General features: G+C 45.7%; 17 protein-coding genes. 8 read left to right on the plus strand and 9 right to left on the minus strand.

What is annotated here, in order from left to right; genetic code table 11:
* Positions 1-132 precede the first annotated feature (132 nt).
* The 5 genes from ffh (at position 133) to rplS (ending at position 3,731) form a co-directional block, all read left to right on the plus strand.
* Entirely contained in the window at positions 133-1,515 is a 1,383-nt protein-coding gene (gene ffh, locus AACV32_RS10625) for a signal recognition particle protein (protein WP_017049746.1), read from the plus strand.
* 214 nt (positions 1,516-1,729) lie between these two features.
* Positions 1,730-1,978 carry a 30S ribosomal protein S16 gene (rpsP, locus tag AACV32_RS10630; RefSeq protein WP_010319522.1) on the plus strand — a complete coding sequence of 83 codons (249 nt, stop codon included), beginning with the start codon at positions 1,730-1,732 and terminating at the stop codon, positions 1,976-1,978.
* A 29-nt stretch (positions 1,979-2,007) separates the two neighbouring features.
* Complete coding sequence (rimM, locus tag AACV32_RS10635; protein WP_013857691.1) at positions 2,008-2,562, plus strand: ribosome maturation factor RimM; 555 nt, start codon at positions 2,008-2,010, stop codon at positions 2,560-2,562.
* Between the two features lie 27 nt (positions 2,563-2,589).
* Positions 2,590-3,336 (plus strand): tRNA (guanosine(37)-N1)-methyltransferase TrmD, encoded by a 747-nt coding sequence (trmD, locus tag AACV32_RS10640; protein ID WP_010319524.1) that lies wholly within the window; start codon positions 2,590-2,592, stop codon positions 3,334-3,336.
* Positions 3,337-3,377: 41 nt separating this feature from the next.
* Positions 3,378-3,731: a 50S ribosomal protein L19 gene (gene rplS / locus AACV32_RS10645; protein WP_010319525.1), complete on the plus strand. Its 354-nt coding sequence runs from the start codon at positions 3,378-3,380 to the stop codon at positions 3,729-3,731.
* Positions 3,732-3,800: 69 nt separating this feature from the next.
* Here the strand turns inward: rplS and yacG are convergent, their stop codons facing one another.
* The 8 genes from yacG to nadC all read right to left on the minus strand — a co-directional run bounded on the left by yacG (position 3,801) and on the right by nadC (position 10,943).
* Positions 3,801-3,998, minus strand: coding sequence for a DNA gyrase inhibitor YacG (gene yacG, locus AACV32_RS10650; protein ID WP_010319526.1), 198 nt, complete (start codon positions 3,996-3,998; stop codon positions 3,801-3,803).
* 89 nt (positions 3,999-4,087) lie between these two features.
* Complete coding sequence (gene zapD / locus AACV32_RS10655; protein ID WP_013857689.1) at positions 4,088-4,828, minus strand: cell division protein ZapD; 741 nt, start codon at positions 4,826-4,828, stop codon at positions 4,088-4,090.
* Between the two features lie 32 nt (positions 4,829-4,860).
* Complete coding sequence (gene coaE, locus AACV32_RS10660; protein ID WP_017045778.1) at positions 4,861-5,469, minus strand: dephospho-CoA kinase; 609 nt, start codon at positions 5,467-5,469, stop codon at positions 4,861-4,863.
* The gene (locus AACV32_RS10665; RefSeq protein WP_170894999.1) at positions 5,460-6,341 is read right to left on the minus strand and encodes a prepilin peptidase; all 882 of its coding nucleotides are present in this window, start codon (positions 6,339-6,341) and stop codon (positions 5,460-5,462) included. The genes coaE and AACV32_RS10665 overlap by 10 nt, the downstream gene beginning before the upstream one ends.
* Positions 6,342-6,379: 38 nt before the next feature.
* Entirely contained in the window at positions 6,380-7,606 is a 1,227-nt protein-coding gene (locus tag AACV32_RS10670) for a type II secretion system F family protein (protein WP_017047000.1), read from the minus strand.
* A gap of 42 nt (positions 7,607-7,648) precedes the next feature.
* Complete coding sequence (pilB, locus tag AACV32_RS10675) at positions 7,649-9,337, minus strand: type IV-A pilus assembly ATPase PilB (protein ID WP_088731710.1); 1,689 nt, start codon at positions 9,335-9,337, stop codon at positions 7,649-7,651.
* Positions 9,338-9,341: 4 nt separating this feature from the next.
* Positions 9,342-9,797, minus strand: coding sequence for a pilin (locus tag AACV32_RS10680; RefSeq protein ID WP_199485555.1), 456 nt, complete (start codon positions 9,795-9,797; stop codon positions 9,342-9,344).
* Between the two features lie 258 nt (positions 9,798-10,055).
* Positions 10,056-10,943 (minus strand): carboxylating nicotinate-nucleotide diphosphorylase, encoded by an 888-nt coding sequence (nadC, locus tag AACV32_RS10685; protein ID WP_017049749.1) that lies wholly within the window; start codon positions 10,941-10,943, stop codon positions 10,056-10,058.
* Positions 10,944-11,067: 124 nt separating this feature from the next.
* Here nadC and ampD point away from each other — a divergent pair, with 124 nt between their 5' ends.
* Positions 11,068-11,619 carry a 1,6-anhydro-N-acetylmuramyl-L-alanine amidase AmpD gene (gene ampD, locus AACV32_RS10690; protein ID WP_212752689.1) on the plus strand — a complete coding sequence of 184 codons (552 nt, stop codon included), beginning with the start codon at positions 11,068-11,070 and terminating at the stop codon, positions 11,617-11,619.
* Between the two features lie 21 nt (positions 11,620-11,640).
* Here ampD and fldB read toward each other — a convergent pair whose 3' ends face one another.
* Positions 11,641-12,159 (minus strand): flavodoxin FldB, encoded by a 519-nt coding sequence (gene fldB, locus AACV32_RS10695; RefSeq protein ID WP_013857680.1) that lies wholly within the window; start codon positions 12,157-12,159, stop codon positions 11,641-11,643.
* 152 nt (positions 12,160-12,311) lie between these two features.
* Between fldB and xerD the strand changes: the two genes are divergently transcribed.
* Complete coding sequence (xerD, locus tag AACV32_RS10700; protein ID WP_013857679.1) at positions 12,312-13,220, plus strand: site-specific tyrosine recombinase XerD; 909 nt, start codon at positions 12,312-12,314, stop codon at positions 13,218-13,220.
* A gap of 13 nt (positions 13,221-13,233) precedes the next feature.
* The gene (locus AACV32_RS10705) at positions 13,234-14,007 is read left to right on the plus strand and encodes a thioredoxin fold domain-containing protein (RefSeq protein WP_017045785.1); all 774 of its coding nucleotides are present in this window, start codon (positions 13,234-13,236) and stop codon (positions 14,005-14,007) included.
* Positions 14,008-14,044 lie beyond the last annotated feature (37 nt).

Consider the following 14,044-nt stretch of genomic DNA (forward strand, 5'->3'; position numbering starts at 1 on the left):
CCCCTGTTTTGGGGACCCAATGTTGCGTTTACGGGTTTAAGTCGCTTATCGCGAAGCGTCAATGGGTATGACTATTAGATTGGCTAAGGTATACTGACCCCAATTAATCGCCGAACTAGCGAAGAGACAACGATGTTTGAAAATTTAACGGATCGACTATCCAAGACGCTGAAAAATATCAGCGGCAAAGGCCGTCTCACCGAAGACAATATTAAAGAAACCCTACGCGAAGTGCGCATGGCGCTGCTTGAAGCGGACGTTGCACTGCCTGTAGTGCGTGATTTTGTCGCGCGCGTTAAAGAGGGCGCAGTAGGTGTTGAGGTGTCTAAATCGCTGACACCTGGACAAGAGTTCATCAAGATTGTTCAAGCGCAGCTTGAAGCGGTAATGGGCGAATCCAACGAAGCGCTTAACCTTGCCGCCCAGCCGCCAGCAGTGATTTTAATGGCGGGTTTACAAGGGGCGGGTAAAACCACCAGTGTTGGTAAGCTTGCTAAGCTGCTTAAAGAACGTGATAAAAAGAAAGTACTGGTGGTTTCGGCTGACGTTTATCGCCCAGCGGCGATAAAACAGCTTGAAACGCTAGCTAACGATCTGGACGTTGAATTTTTTCCTTCTTCAGCCGACCAAAAACCGATTGATATCGCCAATGCGGCCATTGACCATGCGAAGAAGAAATTCTTCGATGTGCTGATTGTCGACACTGCAGGCCGTCTTGCTATTGATGAACTGATGATGGCAGAAATCCAAGATCTGCATGCGGCGATTAATCCGATTGAAACATTGTTCGTTGTGGATGCCATGACGGGGCAAGATGCCGCGAACACCGCAAAAGCCTTTGGTGATGCGCTGCCGTTAACAGGGGTTATCTTAACCAAAGTTGATGGTGATGCTCGAGGTGGTGCCGCACTTTCCGTTCGTCATATCACCGGTAAACCGATTAAATTCTTAGGGGTCGGTGAAAAAACTGACGCGCTCGAGCCTTTCCATCCTGATCGTATTGCATCACGCATATTGGGAATGGGCGATGTTCTCTCATTAATTGAAGATCTACAACGTAATGTTGATCACGAGCAAGCAGAACGCCTAGCTAAAAAATTCAAGGAAAAGAAAGGATTTGATTTAGAAGATTTCCGCGAACAGCTCGGGCAAATGCAGAATATGGGTGGCATGATGGGCATGCTCGATAAACTGCCTGGCATGGCAAACCTACCTGCCAACGTGAAAGATAAGGTCGATGATAAGATGTTCAAGCAGATGGAAGCGATCATCTGTTCGATGACCATGCACGAGCGCCAGCACCCAGACATGATAAAAGGTTCACGTAAAAAACGTATCGCGATGGGTTCTGGCACCCAAGTACAAGATGTTAACCGCTTACTGAAACAGTTCACCCAAATGCAGAAAATGATGAAAAAAATGCAGAAAGGGGGCATGAAAGGCATGATGCGTAATATGCAAGGCATGATGGGCGGAATGGGTGGCATGGGCGGCGGCGGTTTCTTTGGTCGTTAACCTAACTCATTGCGATGCTTAAAATTTACTAAAGCGTGATGCTCATCACTGCAAAAGCATAATGCTTCTGCTGGTGAAAAAATAGCTAAACCCCTTGCAAAGCCTCGGAATAAGAGTAAAATTCCGAGGCTTTATTTTGGCACGAGACCCCAGACTGTTTTTCGTAAATGGTTTTTGGGGTTAATTTTATTATTGAGAAAGCAAAGAGGACGACATGGTAACCATTCGTTTGGCACGTCACGGCGCTAAAAAGCGTCCATTTTATCAAATCGTAGTTGCGGATAGCCGTAACGCAGTAACTGGCCGTTTCATCGAGAAAGTAGGTTTCTTTAATCCTACGGCTACTGGCCAAGAAGAAGGCCTACGTGTTGATCTAGATCGCGTTAACCATTGGGTTGGTCAAGGCGCATCTCTATCTGATCGCGTAGCTAAGCTAGTAAAAGACGCTCAAAAAGCGGCTTAATTCTTACTTTTATAGAAGAACATTAGCTTATGTCGATGAAAGGTAAAGAAACAATGAGCAAAGAAAACGAAAAGATTGTTATGGGCAAGTTTGGTGCTACCTATGGCATTCGTGGCTGGCTCAAAGTTTTTTCCTACACAGACGAAGCTGAAAGTATTTTTGATTACAGCCCTTGGTTTATTAACCAAAAAGGCCAGTGGATCGAGTACAAAGTAGAGAGTTGGAAGCGCCATGGTAAGAGTATGGTGGTAAAACTTGAAGGTTTAGATGTTCGAGAAGACGCACATCTACTCACCAACTTTGAAATTGCTATTGATCCCGCATCATTACCAGAATTGTCAGCAGATGAATTCTACTGGCGTGAATTGTTCGGTATGCAAGTTATTACCACTAAGGGGTATAACCTTGGTGAGGTCACTGACCTATTAGAAACTGGCTCCAACGATGTTCTGGTTGTGAAAGCGAATTTGAAAGATGCTTTTGGCCAAAAGGAACGGTTGGTACCGTACCTTGAAGAGCAAGTGATCAAGAATGTTGATCGCGAAGCTCGACGGATCGAAGTTGACTGGGATCCGGCATTCTAACTCTAAAATTTCAGAGCGAGAGAACACATGTGGGTTGGCGTTATAAGCCTATTTCCTGAAATGTTCCGTTCTGTTACTGATTTTGGAGTAACAGGTCAAGCGGTTAAAAAAGGTTTGCTGTCTATTGAAGCTTGGAATCCTCGAGATTTCACTCATGACAAACATCGCACCGTCGATGACAGACCTTACGGTGGTGGGCCTGGAATGCTCATGATGGTTCAGCCTTTGCGCGATGCCATTCATGCAGCAAAACAAGCCGCACCGGGAAAGACGAAAGTCATTTATCTTTCTCCTCAAGGTCGAAAACTCGATCAAAAAGGAGTCGAAGAGCTGGCGACGAATGAGAACCTAGTTCTTATTTGCGGACGCTATGAAGGGGTAGATGAGCGTATCATCCAATCAGAAGTTGACGAAGAATGGTCGATTGGTGATTTTGTGATGACAGGCGGCGAACTGCCAGCCATGACGTTGATTGATTCTGTCTCTCGGTTTGTTCCGGGAGTATTAGGAGATTTCGCATCAGCAGAAGAGGATTCTTTTGCAAATGGCTTGCTAGATTGCCCGCACTATACGCGTCCTGAAGTGTTAGATGGAAAAGAAGTACCTGCGGTACTGAAATCCGGTAATCACGAGGATATTCGTCGCTGGCGACTGAAACAGTCGTTGGGCCGAACTTGGCATAGAAGGCCAGAGCTCCTGGAAAACCTAGCTCTGACTGACGAACAGGAACTATTACTGGTTGAGTTCATCAAAGAAACTCAAATACATCAGTAACCTATTTAATTTAGTATCAGTTTATTCTAGGAATTTTTAAAATGAGTAACATCATCAAGGCTCTTGAAGAAGAGCAAATGAAACAAGGCCTACCTAAATTCGCACCAGGTGACACTGTTGTTGTTCAAGTTAAGGTAAAAGAAGGTGATCGTGAGCGTCTACAGGCTTTTGAAGGCGTTGTAATCGCAATCCGTAACCGTGGCCTACACTCTGCATTCACTGTTCGTAAGATCTCTAACGGTGAAGGTGTTGAGCGTACGTTCCAAACTCACTCTCCAGTGGTTGATAGCATTGAAGTTAAACGCCGCGGTGCAGTACGTCGTGCCAAACTGTACTACCTACGTGAGCGTTCTGGTAAGTCAGCTCGTATCAAAGAGAAACTTGCTAAGAAGTAATGCTATAAACTAGCGTTCTCATAGTAATAAACAGGGGTCGAGTAATCGACCCCTGTTTTTATATGTGCGCTAATATTGATCTTCTGACCAACCATCACTGTCTGACATATCCGGTGCACCGGGAATACTTTTTTCCTCATCGGCCCACTCGCCAAAATCGATCATCTGACACTGTTTGGAACAAAAAGGACGATAAGGGCTCTGTTCTCCCCATTCGACATCGGCTTTGCACTGCGGGCATTTTACAATGGTAATTTTCTTTGACATAACGGACTTCAAGTAACGATGGATAGGCGTAAGTGTATTACCTAACGCAATGGAAAGTAAGAGTCAGTCGGGAATTGAAGCGGAATTGATTAACAGCAGACGGCGAGATCAAACTCGATATCGCGCCCTGTTGCTTGGCCTGATTGGAATTCGATAAACTTAATCGCGAAGCGATTTTTATGTCCAGAGATCATGGGGTATACCCCATACTCAAGTGGGATCGACAAGCGCAAGATATTGGCGTCTTCTGCATCGCTTTGATAAAAACCTAATCGTGCTAGGCGTGCTTTAAAATGGCCCGTTTCGCGGGTTAACTTCAACCAAAGTTGCAACGCATCTGATAACGGTCGCAGCGTTTCCATCCATTGGTGCGCATCTTGGGTCTTCTTTTCTATCGGAATGTGTAGCCAGTAGTGCAGGGCTGGCAGGTCAAAACAGCACGACCCGCCCGGTAAATTAAAACGTTGGCGAATCGTGCTTAAGAAACGATCTTCTTTGAGTGATTGACCAAAGCGTTCAGCGCTCATTAAATTACGATGGACCTCGTCGATCTCTTCAAGGAGCGATAGCAACATTTCTTGATCAACACCATCCACATTGAGCCAGCTACGGTAGTTCAAACGCTGTTTTTCAATATCTTTAGCCAACTCGCTTTTGAGTTGGATCTGTTCGAAGATTTCGAGTAAATCAAACAATGAACGAAAGAAGAGTTGGTGTTGAATACCGTCACGAAACTGAGCGGAATGCATCAACTGGTTAAGCAGCGCTTCGACTCTTAAATAGATACGAGTTTTTTCGTTCAGTGGGTGTTCAAACTTATGCGTGGTCATCTAGCTAGCCTTAGGTCCGGTCTGGGTTATTCTTACAGACTTAGGCTGCATATGGCTAGATACTTTTTGTGTAATTCTGTGATTTGAGGCAAAAGTTTTTGGTTTTCTGCGCTATTTTTAATCACATCGTCAGCGTATTGCAATCTTTGCTCACGGCTCGCTTGAGCGGCTAAGATCGAACGGACTTGTTGCTCTGATACCTTGTCTCTTGCCATAGTGCGAGCGATTTGGGTTTTTAGATCAACATCAACCACTAAGATGCGATCGACTAAGGTTTGTAGGTTATTTTCTATCAATAATGGCACAACCAATAAAGCATAAGGCGAGGTGGTTTTTGCTAAATCAGCAATCATTTTTGCACGGATCATTGGGTGAAGAAGCTGATTAAGCCAAGCCTTTTCTTGCTCATCAGCAAAGATCTTTTCTCTTAACGCGGTGCGATCTAATTGTCCATCGGGCTTTAATATGGTGAGGCCAAAGTGCGCGCAAATCGCCATTAATCCTTCACTACCTGGTTCGACGACTTCTCGAGCGATGATGTCAGCATCCACGACATCAATCGAGAAATGCTGCTGAAATAAATGAGCAACGGTGCTTTTTCCGCTGGCAATCCCGCCTGTTAAACCCACCACTAACCCCATGACGATAACCCCATAATTGAACCTAAATACCAACTCATCATATCGTTACCCCACAACAAGGTTAGCCAGCCAGCAATGGCGAGATAGGGGCCAAAAGGAAAGGCTTTGTCGATCCCTTTTTTTTGCAAGCGCAATTGAATTAGGCCAAAGACAATGCCAACCACAGATGACATGAGAATGATGATGGGCAGATATTGCCAGCCCAACCAAGCGCCGAGAGCAGCCAGCAGTTTGAAATCGCCATAACCCATTCCTTCTTTGCCTGTGACGAGTTTAAACAGCCAATAGACCGACCATAAGCTCAGATAGCCAGCAATGGCGCCGATCACCGCATCTTGCAAACTGACTGGGCTAATGTGCATCAATGATAAGCTCAGGCCCGCCCACAGCAGTGGCAGTGTCAGCTTGTCGGGTAACAGCATGGTATCGAAATCGATAAACGTCGCCGCAATGAGCACAAAAGTGAAAAACAATAGCGCTAGTGAAAAATAACTAAAACCGAAGTGGCTAGCCACGACAAAGCTCATAGTGGCGGTGAGCAGTTCAATCAAAGGATAGCGTGCACTGATCGGGCCTTGGCAACGGGAACATTTCCCTTTTAAAAAGAGCCAACTGAGTAGCGGAATATTATCAATAATACGGATTGGCGTATCACAGTGTGGGCAGCTAGAACGAGGGACACTGAGCGTGAGTTGCCCTTCCGGTGGCGCAATGTGATGTTCGGGAAAGCAGTCAGCGCACTCTTGTCGCCATTCTCGCTCCATGATTTTGGGTAGACGATAAATGACCACATTGAGAAAACTCCCCACGATTAAGCCAAACAACGCTGCAAAAAGTGGAAAGAGCCAAGGGTAATAAATAAAAACTTCCATGCACAGACTCGATAAGTAAAAGATTAGCAGTGCTAATACTATCCTAATACACTCATTAAGTTAAAGATGGGCAAGTACATTGCCACCACCAAACCGCCGACCACCGTACCCAAAAAGACAATGATCAATGGTTCGAGAATTTTGCCTAAGTTATCGACGGTATTATCGACTTCAAATTCGTAAATGGTGGCGACTTTATTGAGCATGTCATCCAATCGGCCTGATTCTTCACCAATCATCACCATTTGCAGCACCATTTCGGGAAAGGCTTCGGTATTACGCATCGCAATATACATTGGCATACCGGCTGCCGTATCACGATAGACCTCATTAATCGCCGTCTCAAAATGGACATTGCCAGCGGTTTTGGCGGTGGTTTTTAAGCTGGCTAAAATCGGAATGCCTGCACTAAAACTGGTGGCGAGTGTGCGACTGAATTTAGCAATAGAGGCTTTGCCTATCACCCCGCCAAGAATGGGAAACTTTAATCCTAATCGGCTGGTTTTTAAGCGTATTAAAAAAGATTTTTGGCGTACTGCTTTCACGGCAATTGTGGTGAGGATTATGATGATGAGTACCCACAAACTGTAACTTTGCACCCAATGAGAGAGTTTCAATACTTGCTGTGTAAACCAAGGTAATTCGGCTCCGAATCCTTTGAACATGCTTTCAAACTCAGGGATCACCATAGTAAGCATTAAGTAAGAAACACCTAACGCGACCAACACCACCATGGTTGGGTAGATGAGCGCTTTAATGACTTTAGCGCGCAGTTGTTCACTTTTTTCTCGATAAGTCGCTAGCCGCTCAAACACTTCAGCCAAGTTACCTGACTGTTCGCCTGTGTGAATGAGATCAACATACAAGGTATCGAAATGAATGCTGGCGGTACGCATCGCTTTGGAAATTGGCGTTCCGGCTTCAACCCCTTTAGTGACTTGCGCCAAAATGGATTTCATTTCGGCTTTGCGATGGTTATCTCCGACCAGTTTTAAGGCTTGCACGATGGGCACGCCCGTGGTCAGCATGGTCGCCAATTGGCGTGTCAGAATGGTGATGTCTCTGGCCTTCACGCGATGAGTCAAGCGGGTGATAAAAGAGACGCCCCCTTTTTTGATTTTTTTGATCTGAATGTGCTGCTCTTTAAGTTTGTCACGCACTTCCAGTTCGGTTAAAGCGAGAGTTTGGCCAGATACTTTTTTGCCCGAACTATTGATGCCTTTCCAACGATAATTTTTGAGTTCTGATTTGATTTTTGTGTTCATACAATAGAGTCACTCAATGGCTAGCTAAGAGGGATCAAAGCGTTAGAAATAGAGCACGCGTTGCAGCTCTTTGAAGCTGGTTACGCCGTTTTTGAGCTTTTCAATGCCTGATTCTTGTAGTGTCTGCATTCCGTTGGCTTTCGCGATCTGCTCTATTTGATGAATGCTTGCTTTTTGCATAATCGCTTCGGCCAGCTGTGGGTTAAACGCCATCACTTCATAAATGCCGACTCGACCTGAATAGCCCCCTGTGCATTCGTTGCAACCATGCGGGTTCGCTTCATAAATGGTTTCCGTCGCTAGCAGTTGAAAATGTTGCTGCAACTGTATTGAGGGCTCGACGGCAATTTTGCAGTGCCGACAAAGGCGACGAGCCAAACGCTGGGCAATAATCAAACTGAGTGAAGAGGCTAAGTTAAACGCTTCAATTCCCATATTACTCAAGCGAATTACCGTTTCGGCGGCGGAGTTAGTATGCAAGGTAGAAAGAACTAAATGCCCGGTTTGTGCCGCTTTCACGGCGATTTCGGCAGTTTCTAAATCGCGGATTTCGCCAACCATCACAATGTCGGGATCTTGCCGTAAGAAGGAGCGTAATGCTTGCGCAAAGCCAAAGCCAATTTTTGGCTGCACTTGAACTTGGTTGATACCGGATAAGTTAATTTCAACCGGATCTTCAGCGGTAGAAATGTTCACTTCAGCAGTATTTAAAATGCGTAGCCCCGTATAGAGCGAGACGGTTTTTCCGCTGCCCGTCGGGCCCGTCATTAAAATCATCCCTTGTGGTTTTTTCAGCGCAGCTAAGTAGAGTTGTTTTTGCTGGTCGTTATAACCCAATTTGTCGATATCTAAGTTAGCAGCACTGCTATCAAGTAGGCGCAGTACGATTTTTTCACCCCATAAAGTAGGGAGGCTGGAAACGCGCATATCGATGGCGGTGTCTTGATTCAACCGCAGTTTAATTCGTCCATCTTGTGGTAAGCGCCGCTCGGCAATATCGAGTTTGGATAAAATTTTAAGCCGCGCGGCAAGCCGGCGACTTAAGTTGCTTGAGGGACGCTGCGTTTCCACCAAAATACCATCACAGCGCAATCGTACTCGGTAAAGCGCTTCGTACGGTTCGAAATGGATATCGGATGCGCCTTTTCGCACCGCATCAAGCAGGATTTGGTTAATAAAACGGCTGACTGGGGCGTCATCTTGGCTGAGGTCTTCAATCGATTGAATCTCATCATCAGACAGCTTAACTAAGTTCGCCAGTTCATCTTGGCTGATCTCTTTCCCTGAAGAAGAGGATCCTTGAATTGTTCGGCCATACAAGCGCCGGATGGCTGCTTGCAGCGCTTTGTAGTCGGCTAAAACTAGTTCAACTTGTAAGCCTGTCGCGAAGCGAAAATCATCTTCCACTTGTAAATGGGTCGGGTCGGAAACCGCGATGGTCAGGGTTTGGCCATTATTGGCAATCGGCAGTGCTTGGTAACGGGTGATGAGATCACGCAAACCAAGCTGTTGGCAGAGCTGCGGGTAGTCGTAGCGGGTTAAGTCGGTGTCCGGTAGGCCAAAAAGGGTACTTAACTGCTCAGTCAGATCATGAGGATGGAAAAAATCCAAAGCGAGCAAAGCTTCTGGCACACTCGCACCAGACGCTTTGATATGTTCAATAACTGCGTGTTCTTGCGTCGGGCTCAATATCTGAGCCTGACGCAGAATCGCAGGGAGGTTGGTTAGCATTTTATCAAGGAATCGCTCTTAAGCATCCTTTAAGATCTTTTTCCAATAATGTTTCGGGAATATCATGCGTGCACTTCCAGCCTGAATTTGTACGTGTGTATGTTATTTTTTTATCTTTTATAGATGCATCAGCATTACTGACAGTAAAAACTAAGGTTCCATTTGTAGGTGTGGTGGCATCCTTAGTGAATGCTAGGGTCCCCATTGCGCTCATATCTGCAGCTGCACCAACTTCGCTCGCTTCTGTTGTTGCAGGGAAATTGCCTTTTTCTTGTATATATAAATCAATATTTGTAAGTAATGTTCTAGGAATACTGACGGCTGTATTAGACTCTGTTTTGATCAAATAGCTCTTATATGCAGGGATTGCAATCGCGCTAAGTACACCAATAATTCCCACCACAATCATCAATTCAATTAAGGTAAAACCACTTTGTTTCGTTTTCTTATTTGTGTTCATTATTTGATTTGCTCCGTTTGAACGCATAAGGATGGGCAGAGCATAAGAAGCTTGTGGGTTGGTGTGAATGAGATAAAGAGCAGTGCGCGAGCGATTTGGATTTTTTACCTGTTTAGTTGCATATATCAATCACTGAAATACGACTGACTTAAAAATGCCGTCTTGCTTTTGATACGCAAGCAATAAAAAAGGAAGCTCGTCCGGCTTCCTTAACTATTTGAAATTTTTGATTTTTATTCCAATAATTGATGTAATTAATTACTGAAAGCGCATTGAGAGATCGAGTGCTTTAATGTGCTTAGTCAGCGCGCCGACTGAGATGTAATCGACACCGGTTCGCGCGTAATTGCCAATGGTTTCTAATGTGACGTTACCAGAATTTTCTAAAGCCGCGCGGCCTGCGTTAATTGCTACCGCTTCGCGCATCATCTCAATACTAAAATTATCCAGCATAATGATGTCAGCACCCGCTTGAATCGCCTCTTCTAACTCTTGCAAGCTTTCGGTTTCGACTTCGACGGGTTTACCGGGGTTGAGCTGTTTAGCGGTGCTGATGGCTTGGGTTATACCGCCACAAGCAATGATATGATTTTCTTTAATTAAATAAGCATCAAACACGCCAATACGATGGTTAAAGCCGCCGCCACACGCGACAGCATATTTTAGTGCGCTGCGCAGGCCAGGGATAGTTTTGCGTGTATCAAGTAGTCGGCATTCGGTGCCTTCTAGCTGTTTGGCATACTGAGCAGTAATGCTGGCGCAGCCTGACAAGGTTTGAATGAAGTTCATCGCATTGCGTTCACCAGTCAGCAGCGCGCGAGCTGGGCCCTCAAGAGTGCACAAAACTTGGTTTGGCTTAACTTGATCACCATCTTGGACATGCCAGTCAATTTTCACTTCACCACCAAGTTGTTTGAAGACTTCCTCAGCCCATGCTTGGCCACAAAATACGCCATGTTCACGGGTGATGAGAGTCGCGGTATTACGCGCATCCGCTGGAATAAGGTTTGCGGTGATATCAGCAGTCGCATCCAAGCTGCCACCGAGATCTTCTCTGAGTGCATCGCTAACGGCACGAGTAATTTCCAATGGGAGTTGCTGTTTCAGATAATCAAGGCGTTGTTGGCTGTTGTGTGTATTTTTCATCGCAAATCTAATATGGTGTTGAACAGAGTGAGAATGATACGCTGAGTTTTACTCAAATTCAGCCACTAATCTCGCATTTCCTCTGGCTAAGGTTCATTTTTGTGTGAGTGTAAGGGGTCAACTGATGATCGATAAAAAGGGTTGGTATCAAAGCGCACGTCGAGTGCCATCGCCGTTTTATGATCAGCGAAGCGATGCGCAAGATATTTCATTGCTGGTGGTACATAATATCAGCTTGCCTCCGGGCCAGTTCGGCGGCCCATATATTGAGCAGTTTTTCACTGGCACGCTTGACCCGAATCAACACCCTTTTTTTCAAACCATCCACCAGATGCGCGTCTCGGCTCACTGCCTTATTCGGCGAGAGGGAGAAGTAGTGCAATTTGTGCCATTTAATGCCAGAGCTTGGCATGCGGGCCAGTCAAGCTTTGCTGGCCGTGCAAAATGCAATGATTATTCGATTGGGATTGAATTGGAAGGGAGCGATGAGACGGCTTATACACCTGCGCAATATCAAGCCTTAGCGACTTTGACGTGTGCATTGCAGCGGCGTTATCCGCTCATCACCAATCAACGCATTACCGGGCATCAATACATTGCACCACTACGCAAAACTGACCCCGGTTTGGTGTTTGATTGGCGTTGCTATCGAGCCTTGTTGGCAGCAAATGGCTAACAACAAATAGCGAACAACGAATTAAATCGAATCGTGATATTCCACTAAAATTTGCTCAACCCAGCATTGAATGCGTTCGTCGCTTTGCTCGTATTGCGAATCTTCATCGAGTGCGAGACCAACAAAGTGGCGACCATCTTTCGTTAGGGCTTTTGACGCTTCAAAATGGTAGCCTTGGTTGGGCCAGTAGCCAATCAATTGAGCACCAATTTGTTTTAGCTCATCATGCAGCATCCCCATCGCATCGAGGTACCATTCGCCATAACCTTCTTGATCGCCTAAGCCGAATAATGCGACGTACTTGCCGTTTAGCGACACGCCACCGATTTGATCCCATATTGCGCTCCAATCTTCTTGGATTTCGCCAAAGTCCCAAGTTGAGATACCCAGTATTAAAAGATCATAGTTGCTCATCAAAGAGAGTGGCGTTTCTTTCACATTGTGAATCTCCACCAAATCCTCACCGATGAGCGCACGGATCTTCTCTGCTGCCATTTCGGTATAACAAGTTGTTGAGCCGTAAAAAAGACCGATCTTCATAATTTTGTGTTCGTTTTAAATCAAGAATAGTGAATTCTAACCATAAAATGACGCGCTTTGCAGCGATTATCCTGCCGATGATGTTTTTTTATGGTATTAAATCAGTGGCTCACATAACCTGAGCAACTCGATTTTCACCACAGAGGTTTGATGTGTCTGAATATATTTCTCCTGATCAAGGGGTTGTGGAACAGTTTTTAGATGCGATGTGGATGGAGCGTGGTTTAGCTGAAAACACACTCTCATCGTATCGCAATGATCTGACGAAATTGTTGCAATGGATGCAGCACAATAATTATCGCCTCGATTTTATTAGTGTCACTGGTTTGCAGCAGTACCAAGCGTGGCTCGCGGATCAAGACTATAAGCAAACCTCGCGGGCACGTATGTTGTCGGCGATTCGTCGTTTATTTCAATATCTGCACCGTGAAAAACTCCGCGGCGATGATCCGAGCGCGCTCTTAATTAGCCCTAAATTGCCACAGCGTCTGCCTAAAGATTTATCCGAGCAGCAAGTGGAAGATCTATTGAATGCTCCCGATACTAATAATCCTCTAGAATTACGTGACAGAGCGATGTTGGAACTCTTGTATGCAACAGGGCTACGGGTGACCGAATTGGTTTCACTGACCATGGAAAATATCAGTTTACGTCAAGGCGTAGTAAGAGTGATTGGTAAAGGTGGCAAAGAGCGTCTTGTACCGATGGGCGAAAATGCCGTTGATTGGATTGAAACTTTTCTTGAACAAGGGCGGTCTACTCTGCTGGGCGAACAAACGTCGGATGTGGTTTTCCCTAGCCGACGAGCAAGGCAGATGACTCGTCAAACCTTTTGGCACCGAATTAAACACTACGCAGTGATCGCACAAATCGATGTGGAAAAACTCTCTCCACACGTATTAAGGCATGCTTTTGCCACGCATCTACTCAATTACGGTGCCGATTTGCGTGTAGTGCAAATGCTGCTCGGTCATAGTGACTTATCGACCACGCAAATTTATACTCATGTTGCGACTGAGCGACTTAAACAATTACATAGCGAGCACCATCCAAGGGCTTGAAAAGGTGAATTTAATGAGCGTATTACGCCAACTGACTCTTCTTACATTGCCACTTTTTGCTGTGGCGTGTAACGCCGAAACCACAGAGCAAGTGACGTCAACGGCTGTGCAAGCGGCTGCGCTTGATAAAACGGTTTTTGAACAACGTTTTTCTAAACTCGGATTGGAAGTGCTGAGTGTTCAAGCCTCTGATATTCCGGGAGTGATTGAAGTGCAAACTTCCGGTGGCGTGCTGTTTTCTGCGCCTGACGCGAGCCATTTTATCGCCGGAACCTTGTATGAATTAGATAAGAATGGTGGTTATGTCGATGTGTTAGCCAAACGCCAAGCGCCGGTTAATGCGGCGAAGATCGCGCAGTTTGAATCGAGTATGATCGAATACAAAGCCGCCAACGAAAAATACGTGGTGACTGTTTTTACTGATATTACCTGTGGTTATTGCACTCGCTTGCATAGTCAAATGAAAGGGTATAACGACCTAGGGATCACCGTGCGCTACATGGCTTACCCGCGTCAAGGCGTTACGGGGCAGGTAGCTGATCAGATGGCCGCTATCTGGAATGCAGATGATAAAATGGCAGCGATGAATGAGGCAAAAACCAATCATCAATTGCCAGAAGCAGGACAGAACATTCAACAGGCTAAGCAATTGATTACCAAGCACTATCAGCTCGGACGTGAGTTAGGCATCAACGGCACGCCTGCGATTTTCCTACCGAATGGCGAAATGGTTGGCGGTTATTTACCACCAGAGCAATTGTTGCAACGCCTTCAGCAGATTCAATAACTTTAGGAGTCGGGCTTGAGTGTTCTTGAGCCCGCTG

The sequence above is a fragment of the Vibrio sp. B7 genome (genome assembly GCF_963888765.1).
In the GTDB taxonomy this organism is placed as follows: Bacteria; Pseudomonadota; Gammaproteobacteria; order Enterobacterales; family Vibrionaceae; genus Vibrio; species Vibrio anguillarum.

What these genes read in the sequence shown, in the direction of transcription:
- ffh (WP_017049746.1), top strand. Translation starts at nt 133, where the DNA reads ATGTTTGAAAATTTAACGGATCGACTATCCAAGACGCTGAAAAATATC.
- rpsP (WP_010319522.1), top strand. Translation starts at nt 1,730, where the DNA reads ATGGTAACCATTCGTTTGGCACGTCACGGCGCTAAAAAGCGTCCATTT.
- rimM (WP_013857691.1), top strand. Translation starts at nt 2,008, where the DNA reads ATGTCGATGAAAGGTAAAGAAACAATGAGCAAAGAAAACGAAAAGATT.
- trmD (WP_010319524.1), top strand. Translation starts at nt 2,590, where the DNA reads ATGTGGGTTGGCGTTATAAGCCTATTTCCTGAAATGTTCCGTTCTGTT.
- rplS (WP_010319525.1), top strand. Translation starts at nt 3,378, where the DNA reads ATGAGTAACATCATCAAGGCTCTTGAAGAAGAGCAAATGAAACAAGGC.
- yacG (WP_010319526.1), bottom strand. Translation starts at nt 3,998, where the DNA reads ATGTCAAAGAAAATTACCATTGTAAAATGCCCGCAGTGCAAAGCCGAT.
- zapD (WP_013857689.1), bottom strand. Translation starts at nt 4,828, where the DNA reads ATGACCACGCATAAGTTTGAACACCCACTGAACGAAAAAACTCGTATC.
- coaE (WP_017045778.1), bottom strand. Translation starts at nt 5,469, where the DNA reads ATGGGGTTAGTGGTGGGTTTAACAGGCGGGATTGCCAGCGGAAAAAGC.
- AACV32_RS10665 (WP_170894999.1), bottom strand. Translation starts at nt 6,341, where the DNA reads ATGGAAGTTTTTATTTATTACCCTTGGCTCTTTCCACTTTTTGCAGCG.
- AACV32_RS10670 (WP_017047000.1), bottom strand. Translation starts at nt 7,606, where the DNA reads ATGAACACAAAAATCAAATCAGAACTCAAAAATTATCGTTGGAAAGGC.
- pilB (WP_088731710.1), bottom strand. Translation starts at nt 9,337, where the DNA reads ATGCTAACCAACCTCCCTGCGATTCTGCGTCAGGCTCAGATATTGAGC.
- AACV32_RS10680 (WP_199485555.1), bottom strand. Translation starts at nt 9,797, where the DNA reads ATGAACACAAATAAGAAAACGAAACAAAGTGGTTTTACCTTAATTGAA.
- nadC (WP_017049749.1), bottom strand. Translation starts at nt 10,943, where the DNA reads ATGAAAAATACACACAACAGCCAACAACGCCTTGATTATCTGAAACAG.
- ampD (WP_212752689.1), top strand. Translation starts at nt 11,068, where the DNA reads ATGATCGATAAAAAGGGTTGGTATCAAAGCGCACGTCGAGTGCCATCG.
- fldB (WP_013857680.1), bottom strand. Translation starts at nt 12,159, where the DNA reads ATGAAGATCGGTCTTTTTTACGGCTCAACAACTTGTTATACCGAAATG.
- AACV32_RS10705 (WP_017045785.1), top strand. Translation starts at nt 13,234, where the DNA reads ATGAGCGTATTACGCCAACTGACTCTTCTTACATTGCCACTTTTTGCT.